14 protein-coding genes are annotated in these 16,161 nt (G+C 40.5%); 6 read left to right on the top strand and 8 right to left on the bottom strand.

Annotated elements, in window-relative coordinates; all coding sequences use genetic code 11:
* Window positions 1-452 precede the first annotated feature (452 nt).
* The 6 genes from RHS_RS23795 (at window position 453) to RHS_RS23770 (ending at window position 7,732) form a co-directional block, all read left to right on the top strand.
* The gene (locus RHS_RS23795; protein ID WP_047834559.1) at window positions 453-1,103 is read left to right on the top strand and encodes a TetR/AcrR family transcriptional regulator; all 651 of its coding nucleotides are present in this window, start codon (window positions 453-455) and stop codon (window positions 1,101-1,103) included.
* Between the two features lie 84 nt (window positions 1,104-1,187).
* Window positions 1,188-2,027 (top strand): ABC transporter ATP-binding protein, encoded by an 840-nt coding sequence (locus RHS_RS23790; protein ID WP_047834558.1) that lies wholly within the window; start codon window positions 1,188-1,190, stop codon window positions 2,025-2,027.
* 1 nt (window position 2,028) lies between these two features.
* Window positions 2,029-2,799, top strand: coding sequence for an ABC transporter permease (locus tag RHS_RS23785; protein ID WP_047834557.1), 771 nt, complete (start codon window positions 2,029-2,031; stop codon window positions 2,797-2,799).
* Between the two features lie 191 nt (window positions 2,800-2,990).
* On the top strand, window positions 2,991-4,823 hold the full coding sequence (locus RHS_RS23780) for a sensor histidine kinase (protein ID WP_047834556.1): 1,833 nt from the start codon (window positions 2,991-2,993) through the stop codon (window positions 4,821-4,823).
* 36 nt (window positions 4,824-4,859) lie between these two features.
* A complete protein-coding gene (locus RHS_RS23775; RefSeq protein ID WP_027296142.1) occupies window positions 4,860-6,464 on the top strand; it encodes a helix-turn-helix domain-containing protein in 1,605 nt (534 codons plus the stop codon).
* Window positions 6,465-6,478: 14 nt separating this feature from the next.
* Window positions 6,479-7,732 (top strand): ABC transporter substrate-binding protein, encoded by a 1,254-nt coding sequence (locus RHS_RS23770; protein WP_395014246.1) that lies wholly within the window; start codon window positions 6,479-6,481, stop codon window positions 7,730-7,732.
* Between the two features lie 30 nt (window positions 7,733-7,762).
* Here the strand turns inward: RHS_RS23770 and RHS_RS23765 are convergent, their stop codons facing one another.
* The 8 genes from RHS_RS23765 to RHS_RS23730 all read right to left on the bottom strand — a co-directional run bounded on the left by RHS_RS23765 (window position 7,763) and on the right by RHS_RS23730 (window position 16,146).
* Window positions 7,763-8,611, bottom strand: coding sequence for an AraC family transcriptional regulator (locus RHS_RS23765; protein ID WP_027296140.1), 849 nt, complete (start codon window positions 8,609-8,611; stop codon window positions 7,763-7,765).
* A gap of 110 nt (window positions 8,612-8,721) precedes the next feature.
* Entirely contained in the window at window positions 8,722-9,597 is an 876-nt protein-coding gene (locus RHS_RS23760) for a methionyl aminopeptidase (protein ID WP_047834554.1), read from the bottom strand.
* On the bottom strand, window positions 9,591-9,962 hold the full coding sequence (locus RHS_RS23755; protein ID WP_044289678.1) for a helix-turn-helix transcriptional regulator: 372 nt from the start codon (window positions 9,960-9,962) through the stop codon (window positions 9,591-9,593). The genes RHS_RS23760 and RHS_RS23755 overlap by 7 nt, the downstream gene beginning before the upstream one ends.
* A 127-nt stretch (window positions 9,963-10,089) precedes the next feature.
* A complete protein-coding gene (locus tag RHS_RS23750; RefSeq protein WP_027296138.1) occupies window positions 10,090-10,527 on the bottom strand; it encodes a GNAT family N-acetyltransferase in 438 nt (145 codons plus the stop codon).
* A gap of 132 nt (window positions 10,528-10,659) precedes the next feature.
* Window positions 10,660-11,613 carry an AEC family transporter gene (locus RHS_RS23745; RefSeq protein WP_044293780.1) on the bottom strand — a complete coding sequence of 318 codons (954 nt, stop codon included), beginning with the start codon at window positions 11,611-11,613 and terminating at the stop codon, window positions 10,660-10,662.
* A 304-nt stretch (window positions 11,614-11,917) separates the two neighbouring features.
* On the bottom strand, window positions 11,918-12,769 hold the full coding sequence (locus RHS_RS23740; protein ID WP_047834553.1) for a metallophosphoesterase: 852 nt from the start codon (window positions 12,767-12,769) through the stop codon (window positions 11,918-11,920).
* Between the two features lie 96 nt (window positions 12,770-12,865).
* Window positions 12,866-15,463, bottom strand: coding sequence for an FtsX-like permease family protein (locus RHS_RS23735; RefSeq protein ID WP_047834552.1), 2,598 nt, complete (start codon window positions 15,461-15,463; stop codon window positions 12,866-12,868).
* Complete coding sequence (locus tag RHS_RS23730; RefSeq protein ID WP_047834551.1) at window positions 15,460-16,146, bottom strand: ATP-binding cassette domain-containing protein; 687 nt, start codon at window positions 16,144-16,146, stop codon at window positions 15,460-15,462. The genes RHS_RS23735 and RHS_RS23730 overlap by 4 nt, the downstream gene beginning before the upstream one ends.
* Between the last annotated feature and the right edge of the window lie 15 nt (window positions 16,147-16,161).

Genomic DNA, 16,161 nt, shown 5'->3' with positions numbered 1-16,161 from the left:
GCTGCGGTAGCCGCCTCTGCCGAAGACTTACTGTTGCCTCCGCATCCTGCAAGCAGACCGCCCGCCATCATAACCGATAATGCAAGAGCTGTAAATTTAACTGTTCTTTTCATAATTCCTTACCTTCCTTTTCATTTGGATGTTCTCCTGTTTTCTGAGGTAATTATAACTTTTCATCCGCCTGATTAAAATGAACTAAATAAACTTTAGTAGTGAACAAAATAAACTTTTCATGGCTGTATGGGGTTTCCCTCCACTTATTGTTCTGTTTCCGGCTGGCCATGACTATTCTTTTATAAACTACATGGACATAGAAAATCAGAATCTACGTAACTTTTTTCAAATGCCATGCCAAATAAATCAACGTAACTTTTTTCAAATGCCATTGACAAATCTAAGACTGACAGCTATAATCAAAACAACATACATGCGTATGTACAGGAGGTGATACTATGCCACGCCATGATCCAGACCAAAAAACAAAGCAGAATATATTGGAAACTGCTATGCGCCTTTTTTCTGAAAGGGGAATGGAGAATGTGAACGTTGAAGATGTTGTAAAGGAGGTCGGTGTTACACGAGGAGCATTTTACCATTATTTCAAATCCCGGGAAGAATTGATTTCAAGTGTTATGTATAAATCTTTTGAATGTGATAACCCTTATCTGCTTGCTGATAAACAGGAAGGACTTAACGCTCTTGAAAAATTTCGCTTTATAGCCAAACTTAGTCTGCGTTCCCATTTAGATGCAAGTGACAGTATGAAAGCACAGATGAAGAAGTTAGCGAACAATCCAGTTGTTTTTAAAAATGAGATGATATTCCAGGTAAATGTTATGGCAACTTATATGGAGAAGTTACTGATTGAAGGTAACAAAGACGGCTCGATGAATGTGGTCTTTCCAAAACAGACATCACAAACGATTGCATGGCTTGCTGCCTCGTGGCTTAGTCCATACGCATTTGAAGTATCTTATGAGGAATATATCGATAAAGTTTTGTTCTTTGAGCAACTCTCAACATTGCTGGGCTTTCCTATAATGGATGAGGAAATGAAAGAGATTTATTTAAAACTCGGTAGTTCTGAATTTAAAAAAGAATAAAAGTATAATTTTTAACTGCCTTTCTTTAGGCAGTAAAATTTACAGGTTAAACATACATACGTATGTATTAAAAGGAGGTTAATAATGTCAGAAAAAATAATTGAAGTATCAAGGCTGGAAAAATCTTATAAGTCAAACCATGTTTTGAAGGATGTGAGCTTTACCATTGGAAAAGGCAGCATATTTGCCCTGCTTGGGTCAAATGGTGCGGGAAAAACTACAGTTGTTAAAATTCTTTCCACATTGCTGAAACCGGACGGCGGCAGTGCTGAAATTAACGGATTTGATGTAGCAGCAAATGGCGATGATGTACGTAAATGTATTAGCCTTACAGGACAATTTACAGCAGTAGATGAAGTTTTGACAGGTAGAGAAAATCTAACTCTTATCGGACAGCTAAAACGTCTGCCAAACCTTAAAAATACGGTTAATGAGTGGCTGTCTTTTTCGGGTTTGGGGGATGCCTCCAACCGGAAAGTGTCCACCTATTCGGGAGGTATGCGGCGCAGGCTTGACATAACAATGAGTCTTATGGGCAGCCCCGATGTGCTTTTTCTTGATGAACCTACAACAGGACTTGACCCCCAAAACCGCATTGCTATGTGGGATCTGGTAAAAGAGTTAGCAAAGAAAGGAACAACAGTGTTTCTCACAACACAATATTTAGAAGAAGCTGAATATCTCGCAGATAATATTGCTATTTTACATGACGGTAGAATCATCGCAGAGGGAACACCGACGTATCTGAAAGAAAAAATGCCCCAGAGAGGGGTACGGCTTAATTTTGACAGTGAGATAAAAGCCGGTATAGCGATAAAACTCTTAACGGAAAATGGAATTGCTGCCGACAGCATAGAACAAAACTTACCCTCTTTAGAAGATGTATTTTTAACGCTGATTGATGAGAAAAAGGAGAGCCATTAATATGAAAAAATCTAACGTAAATATTTTTTTTGATGCATGGGTCATGTTTAAACGCTGTTTCATTATATCTTTGCGAAATCCCGAAACACTCCTGACGGCAACCTTAATACCATTTTTTTTAATGGTTTTATTTGGTACGGTATTTGGAAGCATATCCGATGTAGGGGATTTTAATTACATTGACTTTATCGTACCGGGAATTATCTTGCAAAGTATCGGTCAGGCATCTCAATACTCGGCAATGAATGTTACATCTGACATGACAAAAGGCATCATAGACCGTTTTCGCTGTATGTCCATATCAAAATCCGCCGTGTTAATTGGTCATACAGGTGCTGGAGTGATACGAGGTCTCATTTCAAATGCCGTCATTATCATAACTGCTCTCATTCTCGGCTTTAGACCGCAAGCTGGATTTATAGATTGGCTTTTGGCAGTATTATTTCTTTTGCTGATAAATATTACAGTTACTTTAATCGCTGTACTATGCGGGATGATATCAAAATCGGTAGAAGGAGCGAGCGGACTACTGTTTCCCCTTTTTATTCTGCCTTTTATGAGCTCGGGGTTTGCTCCCGTAGACACTATGCCAGGCGGCATTCAGTGGTTTGCAGCGATACAGCCTATGACACCCATTATTGACAGTTTGAGAGCCCTGACACTTGATTTGCCTTTGGGAAATAGTTTATGGCTGGCACTTGCCTGGTGCGTGGCATTAAGTATTGTGAGTTTTACTTTATCAATGCGGACATACAATCAAAAATTATCGTAAAGGTACATTCATTTATACTGGGCTTTATCGCCAATTTCATTAGTACCACAGCTCTATTTCAACCGGATATCCCACTTATCATTGGCGGATTAGGCGATTTTCTGTTCATTGCCAACTCAGACTTAAAATGTTAAAATACCTTTATACTTAACAATCATACATTTTTCATAGCAAAGATAAGGATGTGAAACTTGAAACCCAAATACCGCTTTAACCGTATCCGCACAAAATTATTTACCATATTTTTTATTCTGGTACTGTTCCTGCTGCTGATTACTATTTCGTTGAATTACATGATCTCCAGCCGTTCTAACAACCGGAATGCAAAAATTTTAAATAACCAGATGGCGACTCTGGCTGATCAGGATTTCCAGGTTATATTTGATGAAATAGACCGGATTTATTCTTCCATTACCACCAGTCCGAATTTTTCATCTCTTTATAATGCCAGCAGTAAAGCTTCCCCATTGGAGAATTATCTGCTGACCTATAACCTTTCGGATCTGCTGAGCACTCCACTGGGAGCTTCCCTTTATATACACAGCATTAATTATATCAACCCATCCAATGACATGCTGATTTCCTGCATTGCCGGGGAAATGAATGTAGAGCGCAATTTTTCATTTTCTGACTCGCCTTCGTGGTTTCAGACAGCCGTAAATAAGTTGGAAGAAAATGAGAATGCAAATATTCTATATCTTCCCTCCCACCAGGAGCTCTATTACAAACGTGGGGCAAATGATGTAAATAAAGAAGTAATTTCCGTGGTCAGAAAGACTGCTAATGTCAATACAAATTATCAGAATAAGGGACTATTATTTTTTAACATCGATCTGGAAGTATTGAAAAAACTAACCAGAGGACTAAATGCTTACGACGGGATGCAAAATATCATTATGACAGACACCGGAGAGGTAATCTATACCACAGATACCGGTCTGACTCAGGTTCCGGGCGCAGCAGATACCCTGTTAAACTGCAAAACGATTGGATATCTCACCTTATCCCAGAATACCTACATGGCGCTTCCTGTTCCTATTCAGGTAAATAACTGGCGGATTATTTCCCTCATACCAAAATCCGTCTACACCCGTGAAAGCCGTCATGTGGCATTGCTCAGCATTTTAGTCGGCGTTCTGGTGCTGACTCTGGGGCTTTTCATTACCTGGATTTTGTCCAAAAGGATCTCTACCCCCATTGAATCTCTTTCCGGAACTATGAAAGCTGTTTCCAACGACCAGATGGATATCCGTGCTGAGATCACTTCTAATGATGAGGTGGGTGAGCTCTCCGTGAGTTTTAATACGATGCTGGACCGGATCAATGATTTAATTGAACAGGAGTACGTTCTGACTGCCCGGCAAAAGGATGCTCAGATTAAAGCTCTGCAGGCACAGATCAACCCCCACTTTCTCTATAATATCCTGCAGTCCATAGCCAGCATTGCATCCATTAACCATATACCCGAGATTACCACTATGGCTAATTCCCTTGGAAAAATGATGCGATACAGTATTAAAACAGCTGAAAACTCCACTACCATCCAGGATGAACTGATACATGTGGTACATTACCTGGAAATCCAAAAAATCCGCCACCTGGAAAAACTGGATTACCAGATCCAGTCCGATGAAAAATATGCTGATTTTCCACTGTTAAAATTAACACTTCAGCCATTGATCGAAAATGCAATTATGCATGGGTTCTGCCCATCACACGAAAAACTTTTTATTTTATTAACGGTTACAGAAGAAGATCCCTGGCTTATCATTCAGATTTCAGATGATGGTGCCGGAATTCCGGCCGAAAAGCTGCAGCAGATTCAAACAGAACTTCTTACACCTGCTACAGGCTTTTACAGTGACAGCAGTCCCAGTATCGGTATAAAAAATGTCTATGCACGTTTGCGCCTTTACTACAACAAAAATGTTCTGCTGGAGATCGACAGTGAGCAGGATGAAGGGACTGTTATTACTCTGAAACTGCCCTTGGATAAGGATAAAACGAAAGAATTACCAGAGTGATTTTGCAGAAGCAATTAAGAACAGGAGGCACTAAAAATGATCCGTACTATCATATGTGAGGATGAATACTGGGTACGAAAAGGCATTATAAACCTTGTCCCCTGGAAAGAATTCGATCTGGGGTTTGCAGGTGAATTCGAAAATGCCACCGATGCCATTGAGTTTTTAAAGACCAATCCGGTTGATCTGGTCATTACTGATATGAATATGAATAACGGAGATGGCTGTACGCTGCTTGACTATCTCATGGATTCAAATACTGATTGTGAAAAAATTATTATCAGCGGATATACCGATTTTGAATATACAAAAAAAGCGATCAATTCCTCTGTATGTGAATACTTATTAAAACCGGTAGAAGAGACGGAGCTTCGAAATGTGCTGAGAAAAGCCATTGATAAGATTCATGCAAAACGCAAAGACCGCCTGGAGCAAATCGAAGTACAGGAAAAAATGCAGCAGACCGTACCGCTTCTTCAGGAAAAATTATTAAATTCATTGGTGAGTTCCGAAGATTATGGAAAAGAAAAAATTATTGAGGAACTGTCTAAGATAGGTTTTGAATTAAATGATAAATATTTCACTGTACAGATTCTCTATGTGGCAAAGTTGGAACCCGGCGCATCCATTACTCCCCTATCCGAGGAAGAACTGATGGAGTGGACTTCTTTCATCGAAGAAAAAATTACACGAAAAGAATGTATTTTATTTAAAAGCCGTCATCGTAAAGAAGAGTTTATCCTTTTATGGGAAGGAACACCACAACGTCCGCTTCATCGGGCTTCCATATTCTCAGAATTTCAAAAACTGGGGGATGTCAAGGGCTATACCATGAAAAGCGGGACAGGAACCTTTGTGAAAGGATATCAGTCCATCCCTCTTTCCTATCGGCAGGCGAAGGCTGCGCTGGATTATGAACTGATCAGCCAGCCGCTTCCCCAAATCATATTTTACGATGATATCAAAGAGTTGAACCTAAGAACCTACTCCTACACCCTGGATGAAAAATTACTGAACGGCATTATCAAAAATAGAAGCCGGAAAATGATCCCTCTTTTTTTAGAACATATCGGTTCTATTTCCAAAACTGCTTCTTACTACCATCTTCCAACTTATAAAAATGCCGTGATACGTGCTGCCATGCAGTTAGAAAAGGCATGTTTTGAAAAAGAAATGAAATGCCCGGAATTATCAGATACAGTAAATATTGTCACCCCGATGTGTTCCACCGCCCGGATTAACCAGTATCTCATAAAGATCTTCCACGATATTCTGGATGAAATCGAAAAAGCCAAAGTTCCCGCGGGGAAAAACGTAATCGAAGAAATATGCGAATATGTAAAAGTAAACTATGGTGAAGAAATCAGTCTCATTGCATTTGCCCAAAAATACTACATGAACCATATTTATTTGAGCCGCCTGTTCAAATCAGAAACAGGTGAAAACTTCAGCAGTTTTCTAACCAGAATAAGAATGGAAAAAGCAAAAGAATTATTATCCAGTGATTCCTTCCTGATTAAGGAGATTGCCGAAATGGCAGGTTATGAAAACCCTTATTATTTCACCAAAGCATTTAAAAAATACTTTGCCTGCTCGCCAACGCTCATTGAGAAGCTGGATACCAAGGAGAATGAGGGTTGAAAGGAAATCTATATATGAAAAAATATTTTTATTTTACTTTAATGATTGTCTTGATCCTGATTATGACTGCCGGCTGCAGTTTTTCACTTTCAGCCACAGATGACACTTCTGAAACCACTGATGCAGATCAGGTAAATCTTTATGTTATGCATGGACGCCAGGAAGCACCGGAAGCCTACACAAAACTGGCAGATGCTTTCCACAAAAAATATCCGAATATTACCGTGCACTATGAAACACCAAGCAATTTCGACTTGACCATGCAGAACAGAAGGGCTCAGAACCGGACACCGGATATCTATTCCGCTACCACCATTGAAGCAAATGCCGGAATTCTTATGGATCTGACCGATGAACCTTTTATGAAAAATGTAAAAAAGGTAACCTTTGACACCGTAAAAGATAAACGGGATTATTTTTTCCCCATTGGATATTCCGGTGTAGGCGTAATTTATAACAAAACTGTTTTCAGGGAAAACAACCTGACACCCCCTAAGACGCTGTCAGAACTCACGAAAGTCCACCAGGTGCTGGCTTCGAAAAACATTGCGGCCTTTGCCCTTGGATACAAAGACCTGTGGGTTGGGCATTTTTCTCTGCGGCCCGCCTTTTATGCGGTGTATGGAACTTACCCCGACTGGAATCAGAAAAGGAGCAAGGGAGAAGTATCCTTTTCCGATACCCCGCAGTGGCAGTTAATCGCTGATATACCGAAGAATTACGTCTATGCCTATGGCAATACCGATACCGCATTTGAAGTGGGTTATATGGATGCCTGTTCTATGCTTGCCAATGGTGACGCAGCCATGATGCTTCAGGGGTCCTGGGCAACTTCACTCATTCAGACCTATAATAAGGATGTGGAACTGGGATTCATTCCCCTGCCGGTCTCCGATGATCCGGAACGCAGTAAGATCAGTTACTATTGTGACTATTATTTATCCATAAGCGCCGACACCAAACATCCAAAAGAAGCAAAGCTGTACCTGGATTTTCTCTCGACACAGGAAGCTGCAGAAATCTATGTAGACAGTACGAAGACCTTTTCCAGTGTAATTGGTGCCCCCATTCCGGAAGATACCGTTTCTAAGGATATCGAAAAATATGTGGATAAAAACCAGTATATCGATGACCCCAGCGGCACCTGGCCTAACCGTTTTTATAAAAATGCAGAAAAATATTTTATGGAATATATATTGGATGGTATAAATTACAAAGAACTCACGAATTTACTGGACGAAGAATGGGATACCTGCAGTGATAAATAACTGCAGGCATCCCATTTGCATTTAGATAGATTATTTCTTTACAACTGGCATCCAGACCTCAAATACAGCATTTGCAGGATCCGGACTTAAATACAATTCGATATCCGGTGCATTTCCGTATTCATATCCGGAAGTTGGCAGCCACTCTGTCACAGCTCTTTTTTCAATATCCTGGATGCTGTCCGGCATGGTACCTGTTCCAAAGAATACAGCCCAGGTAGCAGCCGGAACCATGTATTCTTCTGTTCCTTCTATTGCAGGCTGGTCTGTAGCCACTCCAATATAATAGCACCAGTTATCTTCTTCCAGGCAGGCGCTTACTCCCAGAATTCCTTTGACTTCCTGATTCATCATTCCGGCCAGTTTCTCCAGAATGCCTGTCTGCGCTGCCTTAGCCCACATCTGCGGTACTTCCCTGAAATTCTCTTCCAGCTCTTTACTTAAGCTTTCCTTCATTCCTACAATTCGAAATGCTTCCTTTTTTTCAATACGATATTCCATCTCCGCTTCTCCTTTAATCACCATTTTTAAGCTGATACGCGGGTATGCCTTTAATGTAACGCCCTGCTGCTTTGCTGCAGAAGGCGGAAATCCATGGACTCCCTGGAATGCACGGTTGAATGACGTAGGGGATTCGTACTGGTAACGATATGCCACATCAAGAACCTTATCTCCATTACACAGATCAAAAGCTGCCTGGGTCATCCTCCTTCGTCTGATATACTCTGCTAAAGGTACACCTGCTATATAAGAAAACATCCGCTGGAAATGATATGTGGAGCATCCGGCTATCTGAGCTGCTTTTTTGATTTCTATTTCCCTGCTCAGACTGTCTTCAATATATTTAATCGCTTCATTTAATTGTTCTATCCATTCCATTTGTATCACCTCTTTTATCATCATAGTTTATTTAAAGAATAAAATCCTCTCTTATTACAGACGGAATCTGCGAGATAGACTTATCGTGAGATTTTTCGGCATAACACAACTCAATAGGCAAGAATCTCATATCCTTCTTCTGTGACAAGCACCATCACTTCCCACTGTGCCGATGGCTTCCCGTCATCCGTATAGACCGTCCATCCATTTTCATCATCTACAAAAACCTCATCCGTTCCCATATTTATCATAGGCTCAATCGTAAAAATCATGCCCGGTGCCAGGATCACTCCGGTATCCGGTTCTGTAACATAACTGACGCATGGGTCTTCGTGAAACTCCAGTCCTACACCGTGGCCTCCGATATCTCTAACCACTGTATACCCGTTTTTCATGGCATATGCGTGGATGGCATGCCCCATATTGCCGATGGGCTGCCAGGGTTTTACTTCATCCAGTCCAATCTGAATCGATTCCCTGGTGATATCCACCAGTTTCTTTTTTTCCTGGCTGACCTCACCGATACAGAACATTCTGGACGAATCTGAGAAATACCCATTGTAAATGGTGGAAACATCTACATTTACAATATCCCCATCCGCTAAAATCCGCTCCTCATCCGGGATTCCATGACATACTTCCTCATTTATGGAAACACAGACGCTTTTGGGAAATCCTTCATAATCCAGCGGTGCCGGAATTCCTCCCAATGTAATTGTAGTTTCGTGAACGATTCTGTTAATTTCTTCTGTGGACATGCCCGCCTGTATATGTTTTGCAACCTCATCCAGAATGGCAATGTTTATTTTTGCGCTTTCCCGTATTCCCTCTATCTGCTTTTTTGTCTTAATCATATTCCGGTTTGGAATCCGGTATCCTTTTCGCTTCAGTTCCTGTAATTTTCCATCGAATCCTTCGTGGCATAACTTATATTTTTTACCGCTTCCACACCAGCACACATCATTTCTGCCCAGTTTTTTCAACATATCTTACTCCCTTTCTCTCTAACCTCCGCAATATTCCCCTCTCTCATCCCATATCTTCGGTATTGCCCCGGAGTTCTTCCGAACTGTTTCACAAAAGCCCTGGTAAATGCCTCCTGGGAAGAATATCCGTATTCCACTGCAATGTCCAAAAACCTTTGGTCCGTTGCTGCAATCTCTTCGGCAGCCAGACATAATTTTCGGGTTGCTATATATTTTTTGAAAGAGATCCCGGTATATTCATGGAATTTTGCAGAACAATAAAATGCAGAATATCCTACATGACAGGACATTCCCTCCAAGGTAGGGTTTCCTTTTATATTCTCTTCTACCCATGCGATCATACTCTTTACTGTTTTAACTGACATATCTTTCTCCCCTGCCTTTTTCATTCATTGAATATCCCAATTCATTCTATACCTGATACTATTTTATCAGAATCCCTATCTTTTTATTTGATATAAATTGCACAATAATGGTGCTTTCGAGCATGTCCTAAAGTATTTTTTCCATCACCGTCAGGTATTCATTGGTTTCATAATCCTTTTTTTGATAATATCCTTCCGTCTGTGGATCCCGGCTGGTCCAGAGGATTATTTTATCTATGCCTTTTTCCTTCAGCCTGTTCTCAAACTCTTTTAACAGAATACTTCCCAATCCCTTGTTTTTCATGCTAATATCCATGCAAAACTCTTTGATTTCAAAGTGTACGCAGTCATAATACTGTTCTTCTCTCCCCACGATCATACCGCAAAGCTTTCCATCCACATATCCGGCAATGCCATAAGCATTGTCACCGGTAATCATCTGGCGTATCCTTCTTCCTGCAGTCTCTTCTGTCCATTTATCATTCCAGGGAGGTGCATTAAACGCATTCATAAACATATTTGCCAGTTCTAAAACCATTGACTCTTTCATTTCATAAAATTCCATATATGTAACAACCTTTCTCAGATTTAATTTATCTGGTTCATCTCTGCGCCTCCAAATTCATGGCCACAAGGCTTACTGTACATCTGCTCCCCGGCTTCCTGCCTTCCTGTACATCTGACTTCCTGGCTTCTCTTACGATACTCCGAATGCGCTTCCAAATATCTGCATATAAAGCGGTATCGCTGCCATTGCTAAAACAGTCGTTACAGTGATTACAACCGAAGCAAAAGAGTAATCGCTTCCGCTTTCTTTCGCCATAATCCCAAGCTGGGTCATGGCGGGCATGATTGTCATAATACAAAATACAAGCTGAAGCTGGGAATCTATCGGCAGAAGGAGACACAGTCCAAACATAATCGCGGGCGCGATAATAAAACGTCCCGCCAGTATCATAACCAGCTCTCTGGAAAACCGGATTTCCCTTCGATCAGTCATACGGATAACACTTCCAATGAATACCATGGACAGTGCTGTTGTCGACTGTTTTACATAGCTTATGGAACTCATCAGAAAATCGGGCAGATTTATTTTTAACAGCACCACGGCCACCCCCAGCAGAAACCCCACAAGGGGAGGCGAAAAGATATTTTTTATTTCCTTTTTCCAACCGTACTTTGTCTTCTCACCGGAATCCCTGCGCAGCAGCCAGGTTCCAAGCGTCCAGAACAATGTGGTATTCGCCATATAATACACCATAGCATCTGAAAGCGCCTTTTCTCCCATCAATGCTATAATTACCGGAAAACCTACAATGGTTGTGTTAGAAAAGGTCACTGCATTAATGAACACCCCTCTGCGGCTTGCACTTACCCGAAAAAGCCCAGCTAAAAGGACACTGATTCCCAGGCATACCAGAATCACCATGACCGGTATGGGAAGCTTTGTTACAATCCGTAATAATTCTTCCCGGTCTTTACAGGTTGTAAGGACGTTATAAAACATATAGCAGGGTATGGCTATTTTGACACAGAATTTAGAACAAACATCCATTCCGGTCTTTCCAAACCATGCCCTGCCAGCAATTACCCATCCGATTCCAATCATAATCAATAGTGACAAAACACTCTGAATACTATTCCATAGCATAATCTTTCCTCTTTCTATGATGTCTACCCCAGATAAACTCGCTCCCAAATATTCCAAAAAGTAAAATTATGAATCGAAAATTCATATCATACCTCATACCTGCACTTTCTTCTGCCTGTGTTGGATATCTAAAAATGTTTCCTTCTTCTAAAACGAAAAACCTTCGCAAAAAAATAAGCTATATCACATAATAACATGGTTGGAATCTTATACATTTATTGGGTATCCTTTCTGATTTATTAACCGTTGTTTCGGATCGTTCGATTTTCTTTAACGCTATTCTTCTGGTCTTTGATTATGTTTCTTAATCTTCCAATATATATATGATCTTCGATATTTCCCCATAAGCATCTGCCGGATTCGTCCATTGGAATGTATAGCCCAGTGAAACATTGACATACCGGATGCCGTTTTTTACGATCTTCATTGGCATATGGGAATGACCGCTGATGCTTAAGGAAACATCATTCTTTTCAAAAAAATACCGGTATCTTTCACTACCCAGCTGATTGATAAATTTACCATAAAAGGGAATTGGATAAGAACGGATAAGATCACTGGTTGGCAGCATGTGCATGACAACACAGCGCTTTTTCCCCTTGGCGGCTTCCTTTTGGAAGGACTTCTGAAGCAGTCTGATATCCTTCATTACCAGCCTGACATCCCGTTCATAATCTATCACACCCCCATGGATTACCTTCTGATCCGGCCAGAGATATCGGGATATTAGATTATTCGCCGCCTTCCTGGGATTATCCCCTGAATGCTTCCTTCCAAAGCTGTAATCAAACCAGCCGCAGATCCCCGTAATGTACCATTGCTTTGTTACAATGGGATTTTCCATCAGGGAATACTTTCTGTGAAATAGTATACTGTCATGAAAGGCACTGGATTCTTTGTTAATCTGAGCGCTGTTTTTTCTTCTCAGATTCTCCACATACATGTCATGATTTCCCGGAACAATTCGCACCTGTGCCCTGGTCCTATCCGCTATATTATCATAAAATCTGAGTGCATCTTGGGCTCCCGTAGATGTATCCCCCAGAAAAACAACCACATCCAGCCCCTTGTCCGCTATCACTTCAGGCAAAATCTTAAGGAAATCAAACTGCCTGTTAAAATCAATATGAAGGTCCGATATAAATCCAATCCGCATTGTCACACTCTTCTTTCTGCCACTGTCCGCTGTTTCAGTCTTACTATAAGTATATCCAAAAAATTGATTTTATCAAGCCCCTGTTTCCATTAATAATTATTCTCTGTTAATTTCTTCAATAATGGAATCCCCCAGTACCTGCTTCACCGGGATAAACACTGCACCAACACTAATTATCAGGTTCAGTATTATAATTCCTCCTATTATCCAAATATTTGTCCTTTGATTAGGATTGATATATAAATAAACATGGGTAAGTAAATAAAGCAAAAGTCTCTCCAGTCCTAAATACACCAGAACAGTCAGCAGGCTTGCAAAAACACCATAAAGCAGCCCTTCTTTTAACATCATTATTAAAAATCCGCTGTCTGTAATTCCCATTGCTCTTAGTATTCCAAACTCATGCCTTCTGGACAGAACCAGATGGCTCATGCTATTCATAATATGCATTAAGCTGATCATTAACAGGATCACAGCTATCCCATAAAAGAATATCATTTTTTGTTCCAGATAACTGTTTTGCAATTTTATTTCAGCTGTATAGTCTTTGATCAGGCATCTTGGTAAATTATAGATCTGATCTTTGATTCCTTTTACAATCTCTTTGCTATCCCCCGTCCCTTTTTTTACACTGATTATGTTGTAACCGGATATACCAAAGTTTTCCTCCATCTGACGGTTGGTCATAATCAAATCTAACCCACTATTCCCTATGAAATACGGATTATTTGCCATTGCCCGACTTACAACTGCCGATACCACGAATTTCTTTTCTAGAAACCAGTCCTCCTGATCTCCGAATTTCACCGCCTCTTCCGGAACATCCGGACTTTTTGGCACTTTAACGGTTATCGTATCACCGGGATGGATAAGCAACCCATCATAATAGCCCTGTCCATCCATGAGCGTACGCAGAATTACTGAATTATCTTCTTGCATTTTCAGGGGATTTATCCTTCCCTCCAGAAGATATGATTCCAGTCCCGCCAGCATTCGCGAATCGTATCCATAAATATTGCTCTTAATTCCGTATCCTCCATCCGGCCTCTCAGTACAGATCCCATTAAAATATTCCATAGTTCTGGGGTCCGGCAAATAGTTCGGATCATTGGCTATTTCCGGAAAAAAGTTTTTCCATTGTAATGTATCCCGGGCAATTTCAAGCTCGCCCAGAAAATAGTTTACCGGATGGGCCGATTCTACTCCCGGTACTTTTTTTATATTTGATACACTCTTTTCAGGTATTGTATCCTGAAGTGATGAAGTCTCCAGAAAGATCTGATAATCCGATCCCAGCCCGTCATCTGCCTTTAGTGATAATTCATTATTATGTCTGGTATTTACCGTTACATATGTTGTACATAAAAAAATGATACCACCAAGAGACAGGGAAAACAAAATGCTGATAAACGTTCCTTTTCTTGCAAACATAAACTTTTTAGAAATCACGTCTGTCATTTGCACTGTATTCGTACTGTAACTTTTTCTGTTTCTTCTCTTACTATGATTACTGTTTTTCATAACATCAACCACAGACAGCCTGTGTAACCTTCTTACACTGATAAAGCTGATCAGGAACAACAGGATTCCTAAAAATACCGCCCCCAGAATAACCGCCTTATAGCTTATATAAAAATGTTTGGAAACCGCATCTGCATCTGCGAACACATTGGAAAATTTTGAATAAGACAATCCGATAATTCCATTTCCGATGATACTTCCAATTGGATATCCCATTGCAAACAACAGCCCAAGTTCCATAAACAGCAAACGGAAAATATCTTTATCCCCAATTCCCAGGGCCTCCATGATTCCATATTGGGAAGTCCTCTTCATAATAGACACGTGAAAAATACTATATATAATAAAAGAGCTGAAGATGCACAATATTATAATTACCCCATTAACAGTCAGATTAAATTCTTCCTGTGCGTACATTAATGCCGTAGTGAAATTAGAACCTGGAGTAGTCATCAGCTTCCAAAAACCGGAAGGCTGCCCATCTCCAAAAAAAGAAACAACTGCATCATTTACCATCATTCCCCCATCCGGAACATGAAACTCTTTCTGAAATGCTTTTCTTTGTCTCTTTAAGTCTTTTTCCTCATCAAACTTAATATAAAGAAATTGCTTTCCCCCATCCCCCTTTGTGTCTTTGCTTACAAATCCTTCCATCCCGCCAACTGCTGTTGCCCATCGGTTTGAAACCACTCCGCATAAGGTGTATTCTTTACCATCCAGAATGACTTTTCTACCAATTTCATTGCTGATATTTAAATTTTGCATGGTATACTCATCCAGCATAACCTCTCCCGGTTTTGCCGGGTAATCTCCCTTTAATAATTTCCTTTTAATAATGGAGAAATATTCTCCATCCGCGTAGATGAAAGAAAAAATATAAGGTTCCTGAATAACCTTTTTCTTTTCAAATACCCCAAGCCGGGTGATTCTATACTCCTCCCCCTTCTTTTTACTCCGAATCTCCTGGATTAAGTCTGAATCTGCCTTAATGTAATAATGATAATCCCCGTAAACTGTCCGGTCTTTCTCCAGATTACTTCTTTCTCCACTGTATACAAGTGAACTGATCCCTGTCATCAGAGCAACTGAAATCACGATACTGAAGAGAATGGCCAATGTCTGCCTTTTATAAAATTTGATGTATCGTACTGAGAATTTATAACTGGCTTTCATTCTATATCACCGCCTTCTCCCACAATTCCACCATCTTCTATATGGATAATCCTGTCACAGATTTGTGCAATCACCTCGTTATGAGTAACCATCATGATTGTCTGATGGAATTTCTGACTGCTGTTTTTTAATAGACCGATTACCTCCATGGTTGTCCGGGAATCCAGATTTCCGGTTGGTTCATCCGCCAGGATAATTGCCGGTTTATTTGCAAGGGCTCTGGCAATCGCAACACGCTGCTGCTGTCCTCCTGAAAGTTCATTGGGATATTTATCTCTTTTTTCCCACAATCCCAATTCATGCAGCAGTTCCCCGATATATACATGGTCAATGCGCTTCCCCTTATCAAAAGTCACTGGAAGTGCCACATTATCATAAACATTTAAAACCGGCATCAGGCTGTAATTTTGAAAAATAAATCCTATATTTCTCCTCCTGAAGATTGTTAACTCTTTTTTCTTCAATGCCGCTATATTGTGGTTTCGAATGATGATCTCTCCATCGGAAGGATTGTCAAGTCCTCCAATTAAATTTAATAATGTACTCTTACCGGAACCGGAAGTGCCCACCAAAGCGACAAATTCTCCCTGCTCAATCGAAAAACTGACATGGTGCAAAGCCTGAACCGAATTCTCACCGCTGCCATATACTTTAACTATGTCCCTTATTTCTAATATCTTCATCGAACCGCCTCTTTT

Source organism: Robinsoniella sp. RHS (assembly GCF_001029355.1).
Lineage (GTDB): Bacteria > Bacillota > Clostridia > Lachnospirales > Lachnospiraceae > Robinsoniella > Robinsoniella peoriensis.
Note: the sequence above shows the minus strand (reverse complement) of the source record. Positions and strands in the feature narration are given on the sequence as shown.

Excerpts from the sequence above, each read along its gene's own strand:
- RHS_RS23795 (WP_047834559.1), top strand. The coding sequence starts at position 453 with ATGCCACGCCATGATCCAGACCAAAAAACAAAGCAGAATATATTGGAA.
- RHS_RS23790 (WP_047834558.1), top strand. The coding sequence starts at position 1,188 with ATGTCAGAAAAAATAATTGAAGTATCAAGGCTGGAAAAATCTTATAAG.
- RHS_RS23785 (WP_047834557.1), top strand. The coding sequence starts at position 2,029 with ATGAAAAAATCTAACGTAAATATTTTTTTTGATGCATGGGTCATGTTT.
- RHS_RS23775 (WP_027296142.1), top strand. The coding sequence starts at position 4,860 with ATGATCCGTACTATCATATGTGAGGATGAATACTGGGTACGAAAAGGC.
- RHS_RS23770 (WP_395014246.1), top strand. The coding sequence starts at position 6,479 with ATGAAAAAATATTTTTATTTTACTTTAATGATTGTCTTGATCCTGATT.
- RHS_RS23765 (WP_027296140.1), bottom strand. The coding sequence starts at position 8,611 with ATGGAATGGATAGAACAATTAAATGAAGCGATTAAATATATTGAAGAC.
- RHS_RS23760 (WP_047834554.1), bottom strand. The coding sequence starts at position 9,597 with ATGTTGAAAAAACTGGGCAGAAATGATGTGTGCTGGTGTGGAAGCGGT.
- RHS_RS23755 (WP_044289678.1), bottom strand. The coding sequence starts at position 9,962 with ATGTCAGTTAAAACAGTAAAGAGTATGATCGCATGGGTAGAAGAGAAT.
- RHS_RS23750 (WP_027296138.1), bottom strand. The coding sequence starts at position 10,527 with ATGGAATTTTATGAAATGAAAGAGTCAATGGTTTTAGAACTGGCAAAT.
- RHS_RS23745 (WP_044293780.1), bottom strand. The coding sequence starts at position 11,613 with ATGCTATGGAATAGTATTCAGAGTGTTTTGTCACTATTGATTATGATT.
- RHS_RS23740 (WP_047834553.1), bottom strand. The coding sequence starts at position 12,769 with ATGCGGATTGGATTTATATCGGACCTTCATATTGATTTTAACAGGCAG.
- RHS_RS23735 (WP_047834552.1), bottom strand. The coding sequence starts at position 15,463 with ATGAAAGCCAGTTATAAATTCTCAGTACGATACATCAAATTTTATAAA.
- RHS_RS23730 (WP_047834551.1), bottom strand. The coding sequence starts at position 16,146 with ATGAAGATATTAGAAATAAGGGACATAGTTAAAGTATATGGCAGCGGT.